The following is a 20,183-nucleotide window of genomic DNA, read 5'->3' as shown; positions in this document are numbered from 1 at the left end:
AAAATTATTAAAATATTAAAACCTGTTCAATTAATATTTTCAAAGTTTATTTTTTTACTTATTAAAGCAAAAGAAATTAGACATATTGCCAATAATATACAACAAAAAGTCAAAAACACAACAATTAAATTTTTAGCAATAGTATGTTTTTCTTTAATAAAACTTGATATATCTAAATGATTTTTTTTCATAATTATCCTATATTATAATTAGATATTTAAAAATTTTGTTTTTTTAATTTATAATAATATTATTATATTTTTAAAATTATTAATTAATAATAAATTGAGGTAAAATGGAAAATAAATTTTTATTTGCCATCGATTTAGATGGAACATTGCTTGCTTCATCAGCTACTGGTGAAATACATGAAAAAACATACAATGCAATATTGAGAGCTAAAAAAGAAGGTCATGTAATATGTTTATTAACTGGAAGACCTTGAAGAAGTACAAAACCTATTTATGAAAAATTAGGTTTAGATACTGTAGTAGCAAATTATAATGGAGCACAAATACATAATCCCAAAGATGAAAATTTTATTCCTTACATTAAATATTTAGATTTAAATGAAATGTTATATGTTTTAGGTGATAAAAAAGTAGAAAAAGAAATTACAAACATTGCAATAGAAGGACCGGGTTGAGTACAAATTCAAAAAAGAGATGCGGCTTTAGAAAGTGTTTTTGGATTTAGAGAAAGTCCTAAATTTGTTGTAGGATTAAATTTTAAAAAATTACCTTTAAAACCCACAGGAATTATTTTTGATGTTAAAGAAACTACCGATGTTGAAGAATTACGTTCATATTTAAAAAGAAAATATGGTGATTTTGGGGAATTTTCATATTGATCTAAAGGTAAAGGTTTAACTCCAGTTTTTGATATTACAAATGTTTCAGTAAATAAAGGCAGAGCACTAAGTTTATTATCACGTTATTATGGAATAGATTTAGAAAGAACAATTGCTATAGGCGATGGTTTCAATGATGTGCCGATGTTTAAAGTTGCTAAAATTTCTGTTGCAGTGGCAAATGCTTCAGACAGTGTCAAAAAATATGCAACTATTAATACTAAATTACAAAATGATCAAGGTGCAGTTGGAGATTTTATCGATAAATTGTTAAATAATCCAGAAAAAATTATTCAAAAGTCTAATCAAGCTTTTGAAAAAATGATGAAACAACGTAATGTATTTAATTCCGACGTAGAATAATGCAAATTGTACAATTTTCACTTGATTTAAATTTAAAAAATAAAATAGTAATTGGTATTGATGAAACTGGAGTAGGTGATTATTTTGGCCCGCTCGTAGCTTGCGCCGCATTTGTGCCAAAAAATAAAATAGAAGAAATAATAAACTTAGGTATTAAAGATAGTAAAAAAATTTCGGATAAAAAAATTTTAGAAATAGCACATATTTTAAAAGAAAAAATTTATTATTCTACTGCTTATTTTAGTACACAAGAATACAATATTTTAAATAAAAAATATAATGCAAATGAAATTAAAATGCTTTTACATTTAAAAGCATTGTGAGCTTTAAAAAATACTCTAAAAAATATAGATTATATTTTTATTGATCAATACTCTACTATTAAAACCATAATGAAATATTATTTTAGAATTAAAAATGATTTTTTAAATGATAAAATAGCTATTTTAGATAGACCTGTAATTTTAGATTTTAAAGCCGAAGACAAAAATTTAAATGTTAGTTGTGCTTCTGTTTTAGCTAGGGCTTTATTTTTAGAATTAATGGAACAAAAAAACAATTTTTATCAAGTGATTTTTCCTTTAGGAGCTGGTGAAAATGTTAAACTTTTTGCAAAAAATTTTTTTCAAAAAAATAATAAAAATCTATTAGAAATTGTGGCAAAAAACAAATTTAAAATGGAACTAGATTAAACAACATTAAATTTTGATTAATGTTGTTTTTTCTTTGATTTTAGGAAAATCAAAGAATTATTATTTTTTTCTTTATAATTAGGTTATTATTATGAAAAATTTAGCCAATGAACTTAGACCTCAGACATTAAATCAAATAATCGGTCAAAAAGAAACTATTAATTTATTGAAAAAAATGGTAGCTAAAAATATAACATCTAGTTTTATTTTTTATGGTGAAAGTGGAACAGGCAAAAGTTCCACAGCTATAGCTTTAGCTAACGATTTAAAAAAGAAGTGAGGTATTTTTAATGGCACAATTGATAATAAACAAAAATTATTAGATTTATTAGAAACAAAAGAAATTATTATTATTGATGAAATACATCGCTTGAATAAAGACAAACAAGATATTCTTTTATCTTATTTAGAATTTAATAAAATTATTGTTTATGCAACTACAACTGAAAATCCTTATTTTAGAGTAAATCCTGCTTTAAGAAGCAGGATGTATATATTGCAATTTAATAAATTAACATGTGAAGAAATGTTAGAAGGATTAAAATTCAATATTGTTAAAAAATATCCTAATATAACAATTTCTGACGATGTATTATTAACATTAATTAATAATTCTAATGGTGATTATCGCAATGCTTTGAATAACTTACAATTAATTTTATTATTAAAACCTGATATAAAAAATGAAGCAGAATTAAAAAACATTTTACCAAATATGAATTTTTATTCTGATATGAATTCAAGCTCTCATTATAATAATCTTTCTGCATTTCATAAATCTTTAAGAGGTAGTGATGTTGATGCTGCTCTATATTATGGTCATTTGATATTAAAAACTGGTGATTATCAAGGTTTATTTAGACGCTTAATGTGTGTTGCTTATGAGGATGTTGGTTTGGCTGATGTTAATTTATGTTTAAGAATTGAAGCGGCTTTTAACGCAGTCGAAAAACTTGGATTTCCTGAAGCTAATTTACCTGTTACTTTTGCTATTGTTAATGCTGCGTTAGCACCTAAAAGTAATAGTATTTATTTAGCAATGAATAAAACAATTGATTATTTAAATAAAGGTAATATCTACGATATTCCTAAGCATTTAAAAGATTCACATTATAAATCTGCAGCAAAAATGGGAGATGGATTAAATTATAAATATCCGCATGATTATCCTTTCAGTATTATTGAACAAACTTACTTGCCCGATCAAGTTAAAGAAATATTTTTTACATTTAAAGAAAATGATAACGTTAAATTAAAAGAATATTATGAATTAATTAATAAAAATAAGGAGAAATAAATGAAACTAGATCTTAATGAAATTAATACTTTAGAAGATTTAAAAAAATTAAAAAATAAATTATATGCTTCTGGTAATGAATATTATGAACTACAACAACAAATTAAAAATGCAACTTTTGAGGATAAAAAAAATATTGGTATAAAACTTTCTAATTTAAGATTAACTTATGAAAATTTCTTTAAAGAAGCAGAAAAACAAATTGAAAACAAAAGAATAGAAAATTTAATTGCTAATGATTATTTAGATATTAATAAACCAGTTAATTTTATAGGTTCATTGCATCCAATTACTCTAATAGAGGAAAGAATGAGAATTTGATTTGACAAACATGGTTATTTTGAATCACAAGGTGGCGAAATTGTTAGTGAAGAATATAATTTTGATCGTTTAAATATTTTAAAAAATCATCCGGCTCGCGATATGCAAGATTCTTTGTATTTAAATCAAAATTATTTATTAAGAACACATAATACTGCTATTAGTGCTATGACATTGGAAAAATTTGCAAATCAAAAAATAAGTACTTATACAATTGGTAAAGTTTATCGTAATGATGAAGATGATTCTACTCATTCACATCAATTTACTCAATTAGATTTTATTAGTATTGGGCAAGTGAGTTTTGCTAATTTAATGTGAACTTTAAAATCATTATTAAGTTATGTTTTTGAGATTCCAGTAGAATTAAGATTAAGACCTAGTTATTTTCCTTTTACTGAACCTAGTGTGGAAGTTGATGTTTATTATAAAAATCGTTGAATAGAAGTTTTAGGTGCAGGAATGCTTCATCCTAATGTATTAAAAAATGCTGGTTATAATACTAATAAATTTAATGGTTTTGCTGCAGGAATAGGCTTAGAAAGATTAGCCATGATTAAATATAATATTAAAGATATAAGAGAATTTTATAAAAATGATGTTAGAACATTACAACAATTTAAAAATCAAAAATAGTTATAAAAAATTTTTAAATGAAGAATTTAAAAAAGAATATTTTGTAAATTTAATCAATGAAATTAAAAAAAGTGAAAAACCTGTTTGACCTACTGAAAATAATTGATTTAAAGCTTTAACTTATTGTGAAATTCAGGATTTAAAATTAATAATTATTGCTCAAGACCCTTATTATTTGCCTAACGTAGCTGATGGTTTAGCATTTAGTTCTCAAAAAGAAAAAACTCCCAAAAGTTTAAAAAATATCAAAAAAGAAATTTTAAAAGATTATCCTGATGCTATTTTTGAAACTAACAGTTTACATTCTTGGGCAAAACAAGGAGTATTTTTATGAAATACTATAGTAACTGTGGAAGAAAACAAACCTTTAAGTCATAAAAATAAAGGTTGAGAAATTTTTAGTGCTAATTTAATAAATTATATTCTTGGTTTAAATAAAAATTTAGTATTTTTGATTTTAGGAAATAATGCGAAAAATTTTATGGTTAAATATTTAAATCAAACTTTATTAAAAAAAATAAAAATTTTAGAATATTCACATCCTGCTCCTTTAGGCTATAAAAAAACCAATAAAGCTTTTTTTAATTCTCATTGTTTTAGTCAAATAAATAAATTAATAGCACCCAAATTTATAGATTTTTCAATAAGAAAGGAAAATTAATATGTTAATTTCTTTAAAAGAATTAAATAAATTCTTGCCTAAAATAAAATTAGATTTGTCTGTAGAAACTGCAATAAATAATTTAGGTTATGAAGTTGAAAGTGTTCGTTCTTTTAGTGATGTAAAAGGGATTAAATTCGTTAAAATTTTAGATGTTTATAAAAATCCTAATTCAAAAAATTTAAATGTGGTTAAACTTTTAAGCAACACTGGAGAATTAACAATTCAAACAGTAGCTACAAACGCAAAAAAAGATCATTTTGCTGTTGCTTTTGTAGAAGGATCCCAAAAGGGAGAAACAGTTTTTGCTAGTAAAAAAATGGCTAATATTATTTCTCAAGGAATGTTATCTGGCTTTAGTGAATTAGGTTTTGATAGTAATTTGTTACCTTATGATGCTGATGATTTAATAATATTAGATAAAAAATCTAAAATATCTTTAGATGATGATCCAATCGAATTTTTTGAATTAGATGATTATATTTTTGATATATCTACACCTTCTAATAGAGCTGATATTAATTCGTATTATGTTTTAGCATTAGAATTAGCTGCTTATTATCAAACAGAATTTAAATGATTTAATTATCAAACTACTTGAAATTGAGATTTTAAAAGCAAATTAAAAGTTAATAAAAATAAAGCAAATGCTTTAAGTTTTTTAGAGATTAAATTAAATAATACATTTACTAATTTAAAAGATCAATTATTTTTAGCAAAACATAATATTGAGTCAAAAAATAATTGAGCTATTGATGTAAGTAATTTAAATTTAATTTATAATGGTAGTCCAACACATTCTTATGATTTAGATAAATTAAATAGCACAAAATTTAATTGCGATTTTTACACTGGTAAAGTTAAAATTTTAGGAAATAAAGAAGTTCAAGTTAATAACGCTCTTACTATATTTAATGAAAATCAAGCAGTTTCTTTGGCTTCTGTAATAGGACTTGATAATAGTGCTATTTCTTTAACAAGTAAAAATATTGCTTTTGAAATTGGTTATTTTGATTCTAAACAAATAAGAAAAACAGCCAAAGAAATTAAATTAGATACTTTAGCTTCAAATCAAGGTGCAAAGAATATTAATTCAGAAATGGTGCGTATGGGACTGAATTTTTTAGCTTATAAAGCAAAACAAGATAAACAAAAAATTAGTCAGTTTATAAATTTTCCAAAAACAAGAAAACAACAATTTATATTACAAAACAGACATAAATTAGCCATTTATGCTAATGTAAGTGTAAAAAATCTTAATATTTTTAATAAAGTGGAAGAACAATTAAAACAAATAGGATTTCAATTTAATAAAAATAGAATATTAACTCCTTTATATAGAAGTGATTTAAATCAATATGAAGATATTATTGAAGAATATTTTAGATTTTATGGTTATGCTAATTTTACTGATAAAGAAATACTTGTTTCTAATATAAATATATTTGATAACAATAATATTAAATCAGTTTTGAAAAAATTTGGCTATCAAGAAATTAGAACATTTACATTAATTAGCAAAGAAAAAAATCTTTTCAATCCCTTTAATTTTGAAAAAGACATAAAATTGAGCACTTTTGTTTCTTTAGAAAGAGAAATGATAAGAAATTCAATAGTTCCTTCATTATTAGAAGTTGCCGAATACAATAACAAAAGAAAAATAAACCAGTTAAACTTTTTTGAAATCGGAATGATAAACAATAATGTTTACGTTTGTGGTATATTATCAAATACTAATAGTTTTTATGATTTAAAAACACAAATAAATAACTTATTAAATGATGATAATTTAACTTACGAAATATTTAATGATAACGATTATGTTCATCCTAATGTTTCTGCTAAAATTTTGAAAAATAATTTATTGATAGGTTGAATAGGGAAAATAAACCCTAAATATACTAATTTAGATTGTTGAGTAGCAGAATTTAGAATAGATTTAAATATTAATAACCAAATTCAAAATTTTATTGCATATAATAATGAACCTTTAAAAGTTATTGATTTAACTTTTACTTTAGAAAAAAATCAAAGCATAGGCAAAGTAATAAATGAATTAAAAACCATAAACGATATTTTTGATATTCAGCAAATAGATTCCTTTTATAAAGAAAAAGAAAAGTTAAATAATGTAACTTTAAGAATAAGCGGTACTACAACAGCAATTAATTTATTAAATCAAAAATATAATAACTAAGGAAAAAATGAAAATTAAAGATCAAATTATTGATAATATTATTAAATTAGAAAATAAAAGACAAAAAAAACATATTGAATTAATAGCTAGTGAAAATTATGTAAGTGAAGATGTTTTAAAAGCCACTGGCTCAATATTAACCAATAAATATGCAGAAGGTTATCCAGAAAAACGTTATTATGGTGGTTGTGAATATGTGGATATGATTGAACAAATAGCACAAGAGAGATTGCAAAAATTATTTGATGTAAAACATGTTAATGTTCAACCTTATTCTGGATCTACAGCAAATGCAGCTGCTTTAGCTACATTATGTGAACCTGGAGATAAAATAATGGGTTTAGCTTTAAGTTCAGGCGGTCATTTAACTCACGGTTATAAAATAACTTTTAGTGGTAAATTTTTCAATGCTATAACTTATGAAACAAATGAAAAAGGGCTCTTAGATTATGAAAAAATTAAAGAAATAGCTTTAAAAGAAAAACCGAAAGTAATTATTACTGGTTATTCAGCTTATTCAAGAGTTATTGACTTTAAAAAATTCAGAGAAATAGCTGATGAATGCGGCGCTTATTTAATGGCTGATATTGCTCATATTGCAGGTTTAATTGCTGCTGGGGCTCATCCTTCTCCTATTCCTTATGCTCATATAATTACTTCTACAACTCATAAAACTTTAAGAGGGGCTAGAGGTGCTATTCTTATGACAAATGATGATGAAATTGCCAAAAAAATGAATCGTTGAGTATTTCCTGGTTTTCAAGGTGGTCCTTTAGTTCATCAAATAGCTGGTAAAGCAGTAGCTTTTTATGAAGCACTACAACCTTCTTATAAAGTTTATATACACAATGTGATAAATAATGCTAAATTATTTGCTAATACTTTTATAAAAAAAGGAGCCACTGTTATATCAAATGGCACGGACAATCATCTTTTTATTATAAATGTTTATAAAAGCTATGGAATTACAGGTAAAGAAGCAGAAGATTTATTATCTTATTTTAATATTACGGTAAATAAAAATACTGTTCCACAAGATGAATTAAGTCCTACAATTGCTTCTGGTATAAGACTAGGCACTCCCGCAATGACATCGCGTAATTTTACTGAATGAGTAAGATTGGCAGAATTAATTGATTTAATTTTAAAAACAGGAAAAGAAATTTTAACAAATAAAATTTTAGTTAAAATGATAAAAAAAGAAATTTTAATTTGATCAAAAAAATTCCCTGTTAAAAAACATTATTTATAAAATGCGCATATTAGGTATAGAAACAAGTCATGATGATACTTCAATAGCAATATTAGATGATAATAAAGTTATTGAATTAATCACTATTTCACAAGTTGATCTTTTTAAAACTTTCGGTGGTACTATTCCGGAACTATCATCAAGAGAACATGTTAAAAATATAAATTTAATTCAATCCATTTTACAAAATAAAATTGATTTAAGAACAATTGATTATATTGCTTATACTGAAAAACCGGGATTAATAGGAACTTTACAAATAGGTTTTTTATTTGCTAATGCTTTAAGTTTAACTTTAAATAAACCATTAATTCCTATTAATCATTTAGAAGGCCATTTTTATTCTAACGCAATAGAAAGTCAAATAAATTATCCTAGTTTATGTTTATTAGTTTCAGGTGGACACACGCAATTATTATATATAGAAAGTGCTCATAAATTTATGATAATAGGCGAAACTTTAGATGATGCTGTTGGAGAAACTTTTGATAAGGTGGCTACTAAATTAAATTTAGGTTTTCCTGGAGGCCCTATAATCGATAAATTAAGTCAAAATTATACAGGAGACTATATTAAATTAACCATTCCTAAAACTGAAAACGATTTTGATTTTTCTTTTAGTGGTCTTAAATCACAGGTAATAAATCTTTATCAAAATTCAATTGATCGCAAAGAAAAACTTGATGAAACAAAATTAGCCGTTTCTTTTCAAAAAACAGCAGTTAATTATTTAATATCAAAAGTTAAATTAGCAATGCAAAAATATTCTTTTGAATCTTTAGTTCTAGCCGGAGGAGTTAGCGCAAATAGTTTATTGCGCAGTGAGTTTTTAAAATTAAGTTCTAAAAGCGTAATACCAAATTTAAAATATGCTACAGATAATGCCGCGATGATTGCTTGTTGTGCTTATTATAAATTAAAAGAAAATTAATATATTAATCCTTTATAAGGATTATTTTTATTTATATTATAATTTTTTTATGGTTAAAAAAGCAACTTCTAATGATAGAGAAAAGATATTAAACTTATTAAATCAAAATCATTTAAGTAATTTATTACTTATTGGTGATATTTGTGAGTTTGGTTTAGAGAATGATTTTATAAAAAGCTATATTAAGGTAATTAATGAAAAAATAGTAGCTTATTTATTAATTTTTGGTAATACTTTATTATTTTATGATCCAGAAAATAATCTTAGCTGAAATGAATTAGAAGAACTTATAAAAAAATATAATATTCAACGTTTAACTATAAGCGAACAAATGTTTAACCATCATAAAAATATTTTTAATAATAATAAATTTCAAATTAATAAACAATTTTATGCCAAATGTAATAAATTAATTGAATTTGATGATTCACAAGTAGTTAAAGCTAAAAAAAATGATGTTAAAAAAATTATCGATAGTAAATATTTAATTACTGAATTTTCAGATTATTTAAATAAAAATAAAGAAAAAGAATATCAAGTTGCTTTAAATCTATTTGAAAAAAATATATCTAACAATTTTATTATTAAAGATTATCAAAAAAATATTGTAATAGCTAATGCTGGAATTACAGCTTGAACAGAAAAAGCAGCAGTTATCGGCGGAGTATATTGTTTATCTGATTATAGAAATAATGGATATGGTAGTAAAGTAACAAAAGCTTTAACCAATTTTATTATTTCTAAAAATAAAACAGCTGTATTATTTTATCATAACGAAATTGCTGGAAAAATATATCAAAAAATGGGTTATGAAATTTTTGATATACTATATACTATTATTTTAAAATAGGAGAAATATGCTTAATTTTTTAGAAAATAGAATTCAAAAGTCAATTGCTAAAATAGCTAAAAAAAGTATTGTTCATGAAAGTGATATTTTAGAAACTACTCGTGAAATTAAAATGGCTTTATTGGAAGCTGATGTTAATTTAAAAGTAGTTAAAGATTTTATTGCAAATGTAAAAGAGAAAGCATTAAATTCTTCTCTAGTTGGCTCTTTAAATGCTTCACAACAAATGATAAAAATAGTTCATCAAGAATTACAAGATATTTTAGGTGGAAAAGTTCAAGAAATTAATATTCATCACCGTCCTTTTATTATTTTGATGACTGGATTACAAGGATCAGGTAAAACAACAGCTGCTGCTAAATTGGCATATTTTTTGCGTAAAAAAAATTATGTAAATAAACCATTATTAGTAGCTGCTGATATTTATCGTCCAGCTGCAGTACAGCAATTAGTTACTTTAGCAAAAAGTATTCAAGTTGATTATTTTGAAAAAGGCATTCAAGAAACACCACAAAACATAGTTAAAGAATCTTTAATTTTTGCACAAAATAATAAAAATGATTTAATTATTATTGATACCGCCGGACGTTTAGCAATTGATGAAAATTTAATGCAAGAATTAAGTGATTTAAAATATATAACAAAACCACATGAAATTTTATTTGTGGCTGATGCCATGAGTGGACAAGATATTCTTAATGTTGCTCAAACTTTTAATGAAAAACTAAAATTAAATGCGGCTATTATAACAAAATTAGATTCAGATGCTAGAGGTGGAGCAGCACTTAGCATAACAAAAATGCTCAATATTCCAATTAAATTTATAGGAACGGGGGAAAAAATTTCTAATTTAGATCTTTTTTATCCTGATAGAATGGCAGATCGTATTTTAGGAATGGGCGATGTTTTATCGTTGATTGAAAAAGCTGAAGAAGTTTTTGATGAACAAGGCGCTAAAAATACCGTTAACAAAATAATGAGTGGTAAATTTGATTTAGATGATTTAATGCAAAATTTAGCACAAATGCGTAAAATGGGCAAAATGAGCAAAATAATTAAAATGATACCTGGTTTAGCTAATAAAATAAGCGATGATAAAATTGAACAAGCAGAAGAAAAATTTAAAACTTATGAAATTTTAATCAATTCTATGACTTTAAAAGAAAGAAAGAATCCTAAATTACTTAGACAAAGCAGCAGAAAAGAAAGAATTATCAAAGGTAGTGGAAGAAGCGCTTTTGAATATAATAGATTAGTTAATGATTTTGAAAATATGTCTAAAAATATGAATGAAATGGCAAAAAAGATCAAATCTGGCAATTTTAGCGATCTAGGGAAAATGGGATTAGGTGGTTTTTAAATGAAACACAGTTTTTTTTCTATTTATGGCAATAACATACCTTTTAATTCATTATCAAAATTAGTTCTATTGATAATAGGACTTTTAGGTATTTTTTTAGCTTTAGCAATGTGATTTTTTAAAAATTTAATATATCGTTCATATCAAAATAAAATAATAAAAATTTCTAATGTAAATTTAACTTTATTTTGACGTTTATTTGGATTAATTACTTTATTAGGAGTGATTTTAAGAAGTGTTTTATTAGTTTTAGTTAAATATCCTTTTTTGTGAGAAATTTTTCCTTTACATTTGTGTCGATTGATATTAGTTTTTTGCGCTTTTAGCATGCTTATAAATAAAAATCATTGAATAAGATATTTTGGACCAATTGGAATTTTAGGAGCTACTACTGCATTATTGTTACCCGAAATGCATAATAATAATATAGGATTGGACAGTTATTATTATTGAGATTATATATTTACTCATTGATATGTTTTATTAATACCAACTTTCTTATTAATTATTAATGTTAAAAATTATCAATTTAAAGATACATTTATTACTTTAACTCTATTTTTCTTTTTAGCATTATTAATGTTTTTAATTAATTTTATAACTAATACTAATAAACACATTCCAATTGAATGAAAATCAAATTATTTTTATTTGGGGAAAAATGAGTTTAATACTTTAAAAGATTTCATTAAACCTTTATCATTTTGACCTTTTAATTTATTTACGTTTATGTTTTGTATTTTATTATATATGGTTTTATTTATAGCAATTTGATTGTTACAAAGTCATATTTATATAGATCTTATTAATAAAAAAATTATTATTAAATGAATTAGTAATACTAATTGAAAACTTTATAAAAATTCAATTAAAAATTTTTTGCTTCATCGAAATAATCTATAAATAAGCTTTAAAATTAAATTTTATTTCTCAAGAAATATTTTTAGCTTATTTTTAAAGTATTATAATTTGAATTATGTTATTAGAAATAGCATAATTTTTTTAATAGCATTTATTAAAGAAAAAATAAAGAAATATGAATAATAGTTTAATTTTTAAAATTTATTTAACTATCTCGACTATAAGCATATTTATAAGCCTTTGTTTTTATCCTCTAAATAAATTTGCAACATTTATTGGATTATTAATCGGCATTTTATACTCTTGTTTATCTTTTTTAATAAAAGATTTACTTTTAGATTTGGGTATTTTAAATAGAAGATCTAAAAGCAAATTCCATTTTTTATGGTTTATTTGCTTTTTATTTCTTTTTTTAATTGCTTCATTAATTATTATAGTTATGTTACTTATAAATATTAAATCAGCGAATATTTATGAAAAAAAAATTTTTAATCTGGTCTTTTATCCTATTAATATAATAAGTTTTATTATTGGAGTATCACTTTTACCATTGACTTATTTTATTGGACCTACGATTGAAAAAATATTTTATAGGAAGGAGAAATATGGAGAAAATCGCAGAAAATTTTAGTAAGTGAAATCATCCACAATTATTTTCATTATTTTTAACTGTTATTATTTGTTTGATTTTGGGTTTGATTATAGTTATTGAAATTAAACGCACTTCAAAACCAAATAAAGCTCCTAGTGCCTTTTTAATTATTATGGAAGGTTATGTAACAACTATTGATAATATGTTTGATGAAACAACACAGGGTAAAATTAAAGGCTCGAGAATATACATATTTGGGTTATCTACATTTTTATTAATTGGTAATTTGGTAGCACCATTAGGGGTTGAACCAATAGTTAGTTCGTATTCAATCCCTTTAACTTTGGCTTTAATTAGTTGATTAGGAATTTTTGTAGTGGGTATTATTCATCAAAAATGAAAATTTTTCCTAAAATATTTATTAAATCCTGTTGAAGTGATTGGACAATTTGCCCCACTAATTTCTTTAAGTTTTCGTATTTTTGGAAATATAGTAGGAGGAGGAACAATTTTATTTTTAGTTTATTGATTTTTTGGTTATCTTTGAAGATTAATACCAGGTCAAGAAGCAAATAATTTATTTTTCTTTGGAATAATTATTACACCTTTTTTACACATGTATTTTGATCTTTTTGGAGCTCTTATTCAAGCATTAATTTTTTCAACTCTAACTGTTGTTTATTGAGCGAGCCAAATTGATGATGAACCTAAAGTAGAAAAAAAATCAAAAATAAAAACTGTTCTAACAAAACAAAATATTTATTAAATTTTAAGGAGTGATTATGGAACAAAATTTTAGTGAAATTGGTAAAGGTTTAGTTGCAATAGCAGCTGGATTATCAATGATTGGTGTTATTGGCACGGGCTTAGGGCAAGGAATAGCGGCTGGAAAAGCTGCAGAAGCTGTTGGTAGAAATCCTGAAGCACAATCAAAAATTCGTACAATGTTATTAATTGGTAGTGGTGTTGCTGAATCGGCTGCTATTTATTCTCTTGTTATTGCCCTAATTATTCTTTTTGCTTTTAATTAAAATAATTTACAAAAAATATGTCTATTTTTTTAAATACAGCAACTGTTTGAGCTGAAATTTCTGATCAGACAAATGCAGAAACAGCAAATAATTCCATTTCATTAAGTGAAGAATTAAAGGAAAAATTTGAGAAAATTTTTCCTTCTTGACCAATGATGTTAGCAACTTTAATTGCTTTAATTTTAGTAATAATAATAATTTATTTTTTAGCACATAAACCAATAAACAAAGCTATTAAAGCAAGACAAAAATTTATTCAAGATAATATTGATAGCGCAACAAATTTAAAATTGCAATCACAAGAACAATTAAATCAAGCTAATTTTAAATTAGCTCAAGCACAAGAAGAAGCTGCCCGTATTATTCAGGAAGGAACAAATCGTTCAAACAAACAAGCTTTAGAAATGATAGAAGATGCTAGAAAAACTTCTAAAAGAATGATAGAAGAAGCTCGAATGGATGTAAAAAAACAAAAAGAAGAATTTTTAGACGAAACTAGAAATCAAATTGCAGAGGTAGCAAGTCAATTATCTAGACAAATTTTAAAAGGCTCAGTTAATAAAGACATAGAAGATGAAATAATTAATGAGTTTCTTAAACAGGATAAATTTTAAATATGTTTAAAAAAGCTAATTTAGAAGCTTATGCGCTTGCATTATATGAATTATCAATGGAAATGCAAGTAGCGCATGAAACATCTTTATTAATAACGAGTTTATATAAAGAAATTAAAAAAGACAAAAATTTTATTAATTATCTTAGAGATAACGAAAAATCTTTTGATCAAAAATATCAATATATTGATAATATTTTTGCTGATTTTCAAAAAAGTCAAATTACTAAAGATTTTCTTAAAGTAGTTGTAGAACATAAAGCTATAAATCATTTGCAAAGAATCATAAGTACTTATTTAAAATTAGTAAATAATCATTTAAATATTAAATTTGCTAAAATTTATAGCGCTTTTCCTATTAGTGAAGAAAAGTTAAATTTAATTAAAGAAAAATTAGAAAAAGATTATAACTGTTTATTTGATATAGAAAACAAAATTGATCCCAATATAATTAGTGGTTTTAAAATCAGAATGGATAGTTACATAATCGAAAATTCAATTGGTTCTAAATTAAATCAATTGACAAATTTAATGAAACAAAAAAATGAAGGAGGAATAGATGGCTAATTCAATCCATGATATTTCAGCTATTATCAAAGATAGAATTAAACGTTTTAACGCCTCAAAAATCGATCATTCAGAAATAGGTCATATTGTTACTATTGGAGATGGAATAGCACTAGTTAGTGGTTTAGAACAAGCAAAAAATGGTGAAATCATAACTTTTAAAAATGATATTTATGGTTTAGTTTTAAATCTTGAAGAAGAAGTTATAGGTGTAGCTATTTTTGGTGATGCTAATAGTCTTAGAGAAGGTGACGAATGTAGATGTACTGGAGAAGTTATTTCTGTGCCTGTTGGTAATGCTTTAGTTGGTAGAGTTATAGATTCTTTAGGTCAACCAATAGATGGTAAAGGTAAAATTAAAACTGATAAATATAGTGAAATTTTTAAAGTTGCTCCCGGAGTTATGACCAGAAAAGAAGTTAATCAACCTCTTTCAACTGGTATTTTAGCAATTGATTCAATGATTCCTATTGGTAAAGGACAAAGAGAATTAATTATTGGTGATAGACAAACTGGCAAAAGTGCTATAGCAATAGATACAATTATTAATCAAAAAGGTAAAAATGTTAAATGTATTTATGTTGCCATAGGACAAAAAAATTCTACTATTGCACAAATAGTACAAAAATTAAAAGATAAAGGCGCAATGGCATATACAACAGTGGTTGTTTCAGGAGCAAGTGAATTAGCTCCGCAACAATATATAGCTCCTTATGCAGGAGTAACAATTGCTGAAGAATGAATGTCAAAAGGTGAAGATGTATTAATTGTTTATGATGATTTATCAAAACATGCAGTTGCTTATAGAACATTATCATTATTATTAAGAAGACCTCCAGGCAGAGAAGCTTATCCAGGTGATGTGTTTTACTTACATTCACAATTGTTAGAAAGAGCAGCGAGAGTTACAGCTGAATATGGTGGTGGTTCTATTACTGCCTTACCAATTGTTGAAACACAACAAGGTGATATTTCAGCTTACATTCCAACAAATGTTATTTCTATTACCGATGGACAAATTTTTACTAAAGAATCATTATTTAATTCAGGTCAAAGACCGGCAGTTGATGTTGGTTTTTCTGTTAGTCGGGTAGGTTCGAGTGCACAAATTAAAGCCATCAAAGAAGTTTCTTCATCTTTAAAATTAGAATTAGCTCAGTATAATGAAATGTTAGCTTTTGCTCAATTTGGTTCTGATTTAGATGAATCTACAAAAAATATTTTAAATCATGGAGCTAAAGTTTACGAATTTTTAAAACAAGAGCAATACTCACCATTATCTCAAATGGTACAAGTAGCAATTTTGTTAAGTATTAAAGAAAAATTAATTAATCCTATTCCGTTAAATGAAATTAAAAATTTTAAAATAGAAATTATTAAATTTATGAGTGAAACAGCTCAAGGTGATGATTTAGCTAAAAAAATTAAAGCAAATAATAATGCTTTAAATGATGAAATTAGATTAGAATTAACTAAAGCTTTAATTCAAATTGTAAATAAACTAATTAATAGTATTCCTAATTATAATCCTAGCGAACATTTATCAATGCCAGAAAAATGATTAGAAAATAAATAATGGCTGGATTACAAGGTTTAAAAAATAGAATTGATGCTGTACAATCAATTCGTAAAATTACTCATGCTATGGAATTAGTTGCAACTTCTAAATTACGTAAAGCAAGAAGTGAATATGAAAGTGTTAATACTTATGTTAATGCTGTAAATAATTCTTTTTATTCTGTTTTAGCACATTTAAATGATTTGGATTTAAAAGATCTTTTTGCAATCAATCAAACAAATGGTAAATTATATATTATTTGTACTGGTGATATTGGTTTATCAGGATCGTTTAATTCAAGTGTAATTAAATTAGCAAAAAAAATAATCACCGAAAAAGATAAATTAATTTTAATTGGTGTTAAAGGAGCTAAAGCTTTACAAAAAGAATTTGCTAAACAAATTATTAAAATATACAATTCTGATACACAAGCTGATCATTATCGTTTAATGTCTTATGTTTTAAAAAGCGCGATGGAAATATATCAAAATGGTCAAGTTAATTCGATTAATGTTATTTATAGTCAATATATAAATAACATTTTGCAAGAAGAAACGACAAAACAAATTTTTCCTTTTAATTTTAAAGAAATTAAACAAGAATATTCGCAAAATTCTTTAAATAATACAATTAAAACTTGAATAGAATTTGACCCTTCAGTTAAAGAAGTATTTAATGAAGCAATACCTTTATATGTTGTTGCTCAAATATATTTAGCTTATGCTTCGTCTAAATTAAGCGAATTAGTTGCAAGAAGAGCTGCTATGGAATCTGCGACTGATAATGCTGATAATTTAATTGCTGACTTGCAAATTAAATATAACAGCAAGAGACAAAATAATATAACCCAGGAATTAAATGAAATAATTTCAGGAGCAAATGCAATTTAAGAAAGGATAAACCATATGTCCATAAATAATCACACTCAAAAAAATATTGGTAAAATTGTACAAATAATTGGCCCTGTTGTTGATGTTCGTTTTGAACATGGTAAATTACCTGCTATTAATAATGCTCTAGTGTTATATAATCAAAATGAAAAAATTATTTTAGAAGTGGCTCAACATATTGGAGACGAAACAGTAAGAACTATTTCAATGGTTTCAACTAATGGATTATCAAGAGGTAATTTAGTAGAAGATACAGGAAAATCAATTAGTGTGCCTGTTGGTAATGCCATTTTAGGAAGAATGTTTAATGTTTTAGGAGATCCTATCGATTTGCTTGAAGAACCAAAAGCTGAAAAAAGAATGTCTATTCATGCTTCAGCGCCATCATATGAAGATCAAAAAACTATTAGTGAAATTTTAGAAACAGGTATAAAAGTTATTGATTTATTAATTCCTTATGCTAAAGGTGGTAAAATAGGACTTTTTGGTGGAGCAGGTGTTGGCAAAACTGTTTTAGTTCAAGAATTAATAAATAATATTGCTACTCAACATGGTGGTTTATCTGTTTTTGTAGGAGTTGGTGAAAGAACTAGAGAAGGTAATGATTTGTATTACGAAATGAAAGCTGCTGGTGTTTTAGATAAAACTGCTTTAGTTTTTGGTCAAATGAACGAACCTCCAGGAGCTAGAATGAGAGTAGCGTTAACCGGATTAACAATGGCTGAATATTTCCGTGATCAACAAAATCAAGATGTTTTATTATTTATTGATAATATCTTTAGATTTGTTCAAGCTGGTTCAGAAGTGAGTGCCTTATTAGGTCGTATGCCTTCTGCTGTAGGTTATCAACCAACTTTAGCTACAGAAATGGGACAACTTCAAGAAAGAATTACATCAACTCACAAAGGATCTATTACTTCTGTTCAAGCAGTTTATGTTCCTGCGGATGATTTAACTGATCCAGCTCCAGCAACTACCTTTACTCATTTAGATGCTAAAACAGTTTTGGATCGTAATATAGCTGCATTAGGAATTTATCCCGCTGTTAATCCTTTAGCATCTAATTCTAGATTACTTGATCCTCTTGTTGTTGGGCAAGAACATTATGATGTTGCTTATGGAGTGATTAGTATATTACAAAAATTTGAGGAATTAAAAGATATAATAGCTATTTTAGGTCTAGGAGAATTAAGCGAAGAAGACAAAACTATTGTTGTAAGGGCAAGAAGAATCAGAAATTTCTTATCGCAACCTTTTACAGTTGCTGAAAAATTCTCTGGTAAAAAAGGTCAATTCGTTAGACTTGCAGATAGTATTAGAAGTTTTAAAGCAATTTTAGATGGTAAATATGATAATTATCCAGAAGATTTATTCTTTTATGCTGGATCGATAGATGAAGTTGAAGAAAGATATAAAAATTTACAATCTAACAATTAATATTTGTAAATTAAATTAAGAATAATTAATGAATACAATAAAATTAAAAATTATTACAGTATATGGAATATTTTTTGAAGATTATGTTATTTCGGTTAATTTAAAAACTAAAATTGGTGGAGAAATTACTTTATTAGCTAATCATTCGCCTTTTGTTGCTAACATTGATATTTGTAAAATGTCTATTTTGACAAAAGAAAACAAAAAAATATTTTATTCGATAGGAGATGGTTTTTTACAAACTGAACCTAATGTAATTACTATAATAACTGATGATATTTTATCAGTTGATGAAATTAATATTAAACGCGCACAAGAAGAACAAAAACATTTAATGGATGCTTTAGAAAGAACTAAAGATTCAAAAGAAAAAGAAATGTTTCAATATAAATTGCGTAAAGTTCTTAATCGCATAGAACTTTATAATCAAAAATATTAAAAAACCATAATAATGAATTAATCTAAAAAGTTAACATTTATTTCAAAAAGTAACTTGAAAAAAGATAATTCAGTATATGGTTTTTTAATTTTTAAAATAAAAAAAGCCGTTTCCTATTTTTGCATTTCTGCTATCTTCAGCACTAAAGGGCTTAACTACTGAGTTCGGAATGGTATCAGGTGATCCCCTTCGTTATAACGACTTATGAAATTATTATAATACAAAAAATTAAAATCAATAAAAAAAATAAAAAAAGATACACCAAACAAGTGTATCTTAAATTAGTATATAAAAAATATTAGAATGTAATACTTTTCTATAAAAATGAGACGATATATTATAAAATATTAAGGAGATAAACAATAAATAACAAATATTTTAGATAAAATACTTTAAAAAATAAAACACAACAAATAAAATATATTAATATTTACGCGTCTATAATTTATTAGACGCAAATAAATTATATTATTTTTTACGTTTTATTCAATTTTAAAAAAATCATTAATTAATAATAATTAAATATTAATGTTACAAACTAAATTTAAAAATTATTTATTAAATTATTTTTTTAGTGTATTATTAGAAATGTAATTTACAAAATGATTAAAATATAAAATAAATTTAACGAATTATTTTAAAAGATTTACAATAATTTAAAAAAATTAAAAAATATTTTTTTAAAAAAAAATTATGTTAAAATTAAATCGTTCTTATTTTATATATTAAGATAGATGTTCTTTGAAAACTAGATACAAATAAACATGACAGTCAATTTTTTCGAG

The 20,183-nt window shown here is 24.7% G+C and carries 21 protein-coding genes and 1 rRNA gene; 19 read left to right on the top strand and 3 right to left on the bottom strand.

Annotated features, from left to right (window positions below; all coding sequences use genetic code 4):
- On the bottom strand, positions 1–191 hold a 191-nt coding region (locus VBM87_RS02890), incomplete at its 3' end, for a hypothetical protein (protein ID WP_323177302.1).
- Between the two features lie 104 nt (positions 192–295).
- Here VBM87_RS02890 and VBM87_RS02885 point away from each other — a divergent pair.
- From VBM87_RS02885 to ffh, 10 genes are all read left to right on the top strand, one after another.
- The gene (locus VBM87_RS02885) at positions 296–1,213 is read left to right on the top strand and encodes a Cof-type HAD-IIB family hydrolase (protein WP_323177301.1); all 918 of its coding nucleotides are present in this window, start codon (positions 296–298) and stop codon (positions 1,211–1,213) included.
- Positions 1,213–1,905 carry a ribonuclease HIII gene (locus VBM87_RS02880; protein ID WP_323177300.1) on the top strand — a complete coding sequence of 231 codons (693 nt, stop codon included), beginning with the start codon at positions 1,213–1,215 and terminating at the stop codon, positions 1,903–1,905. Before VBM87_RS02885 ends, VBM87_RS02880 begins: the two co-directional genes overlap by 1 nt.
- 91 nt (positions 1,906–1,996) lie before the next feature.
- A complete protein-coding gene (locus VBM87_RS02875) occupies positions 1,997–3,202 on the top strand; it encodes an AAA family ATPase (protein WP_323177299.1) in 1,206 nt (401 codons plus the stop codon).
- Positions 3,203–4,159: a phenylalanine--tRNA ligase subunit alpha gene (pheS, locus tag VBM87_RS02870; RefSeq protein ID WP_323177298.1), complete on the top strand. Its 957-nt coding sequence runs from the start codon at positions 3,203–3,205 to the stop codon at positions 4,157–4,159.
- Positions 4,119–4,820 (top strand): uracil-DNA glycosylase, encoded by a 702-nt coding sequence (locus VBM87_RS02865; RefSeq protein ID WP_323177297.1) that lies wholly within the window; start codon positions 4,119–4,121, stop codon positions 4,818–4,820. The genes pheS and VBM87_RS02865 overlap by 41 nt, the downstream gene beginning before the upstream one ends.
- Before the next feature lies 1 nt (position 4,821).
- Complete coding sequence (locus VBM87_RS02860) at positions 4,822–7,017, top strand: phenylalanine--tRNA ligase subunit beta (protein ID WP_323177296.1); 2,196 nt, start codon at positions 4,822–4,824, stop codon at positions 7,015–7,017.
- Positions 7,018–7,024: 7 nt separating this feature from the next.
- Complete coding sequence (glyA, locus tag VBM87_RS02855; protein WP_323177295.1) at positions 7,025–8,269, top strand: serine hydroxymethyltransferase; 1,245 nt, start codon at positions 7,025–7,027, stop codon at positions 8,267–8,269.
- Between the two features lies 1 nt (position 8,270).
- The gene (gene tsaD / locus VBM87_RS02850) at positions 8,271–9,200 is read left to right on the top strand and encodes a tRNA (adenosine(37)-N6)-threonylcarbamoyltransferase complex transferase subunit TsaD (RefSeq protein WP_257075754.1); all 930 of its coding nucleotides are present in this window, start codon (positions 8,271–8,273) and stop codon (positions 9,198–9,200) included.
- Positions 9,201–9,249: 49 nt separating this feature from the next.
- Positions 9,250–10,050: a GNAT family N-acetyltransferase gene (locus VBM87_RS02845; RefSeq protein ID WP_323177294.1), complete on the top strand. Its 801-nt coding sequence runs from the start codon at positions 9,250–9,252 to the stop codon at positions 10,048–10,050.
- Positions 10,051–10,057: 7 nt separating this feature from the next.
- Positions 10,058–11,410 carry a signal recognition particle protein gene (gene ffh / locus VBM87_RS02840; protein ID WP_323177293.1) on the top strand — a complete coding sequence of 451 codons (1,353 nt, stop codon included), beginning with the start codon at positions 10,058–10,060 and terminating at the stop codon, positions 11,408–11,410.
- 23 nt (positions 11,411–11,433) lie between these two features.
- Here ffh and VBM87_RS02835 read toward each other — a convergent pair whose 3' ends face one another.
- Entirely contained in the window at positions 11,434–11,739 is a 306-nt protein-coding gene (locus VBM87_RS02835; protein WP_323177292.1) for a hypothetical protein, read from the bottom strand.
- On the opposite strand from VBM87_RS02835, the gene VBM87_RS02830 reads away from it, so the two are divergent.
- The 9 genes from VBM87_RS02830 to atpC all read left to right on the top strand — a co-directional run bounded on the left by VBM87_RS02830 (position 11,738) and on the right by atpC (position 19,398).
- Positions 11,738–12,313: a hypothetical protein gene (locus tag VBM87_RS02830; protein WP_323177291.1), complete on the top strand. Its 576-nt coding sequence runs from the start codon at positions 11,738–11,740 to the stop codon at positions 12,311–12,313. The genes VBM87_RS02835 and VBM87_RS02830 overlap by 2 nt on opposite strands.
- 563 nt (positions 12,314–12,876) lie before the next feature.
- Positions 12,877–13,629 (top strand): F0F1 ATP synthase subunit A, encoded by a 753-nt coding sequence (locus tag VBM87_RS02825; RefSeq protein WP_323177290.1) that lies wholly within the window; start codon positions 12,877–12,879, stop codon positions 13,627–13,629.
- A 16-nt stretch (positions 13,630–13,645) separates the two neighbouring features.
- Positions 13,646–13,894 carry an ATP synthase F0 subunit C gene (gene atpE, locus VBM87_RS02820; RefSeq protein WP_323177289.1) on the top strand — a complete coding sequence of 83 codons (249 nt, stop codon included), beginning with the start codon at positions 13,646–13,648 and terminating at the stop codon, positions 13,892–13,894.
- Positions 13,895–13,911: 17 nt separating this feature from the next.
- Positions 13,912–14,508, top strand: coding sequence for a F0F1 ATP synthase subunit B (atpF, locus tag VBM87_RS02815; protein WP_323177288.1), 597 nt, complete (start codon positions 13,912–13,914; stop codon positions 14,506–14,508).
- Positions 14,509–14,510: 2 nt separating this feature from the next.
- Positions 14,511–15,074: an ATP synthase F1 subunit delta gene (gene atpH / locus VBM87_RS02810; RefSeq protein WP_323177287.1), complete on the top strand. Its 564-nt coding sequence runs from the start codon at positions 14,511–14,513 to the stop codon at positions 15,072–15,074.
- Complete coding sequence (gene atpA, locus VBM87_RS02805) at positions 15,067–16,650, top strand: F0F1 ATP synthase subunit alpha (RefSeq protein WP_323177286.1); 1,584 nt, start codon at positions 15,067–15,069, stop codon at positions 16,648–16,650. Before atpH ends, atpA begins: the two co-directional genes overlap by 8 nt.
- Entirely contained in the window at positions 16,650–17,522 is an 873-nt protein-coding gene (atpG, locus tag VBM87_RS02800; protein WP_323177285.1) for an ATP synthase F1 subunit gamma, read from the top strand. The genes atpA and atpG overlap by 1 nt, the downstream gene beginning before the upstream one ends.
- Before the next feature lie 15 nt (positions 17,523–17,537).
- Positions 17,538–18,959 carry a F0F1 ATP synthase subunit beta gene (atpD, locus tag VBM87_RS02795; protein WP_323177284.1) on the top strand — a complete coding sequence of 474 codons (1,422 nt, stop codon included), beginning with the start codon at positions 17,538–17,540 and terminating at the stop codon, positions 18,957–18,959.
- A 28-nt stretch (positions 18,960–18,987) separates the two neighbouring features.
- Positions 18,988–19,398, top strand: coding sequence for an ATP synthase F1 subunit epsilon (gene atpC, locus VBM87_RS02790; RefSeq protein WP_323177283.1), 411 nt, complete (start codon positions 18,988–18,990; stop codon positions 19,396–19,398).
- Positions 19,399–19,498: 100 nt separating this feature from the next.
- Here atpC and rrf read toward each other — a convergent pair.
- A 5S ribosomal RNA gene (gene rrf, locus VBM87_RS02785) occupies positions 19,499–19,604 on the bottom strand.
- Positions 19,605–20,183: the final 579 nt, after the last annotated feature.

It is taken from the genome of Mycoplasma sp. 744, from assembly GCF_034863305.1.
Lineage (GTDB): Bacteria > Bacillota_I > Bacilli_A > Mycoplasmatales > Metamycoplasmataceae > Mycoplasmopsis.
Note: the sequence above shows the minus strand (reverse complement) of the source record. Positions and strands in the feature narration are given on the sequence as shown.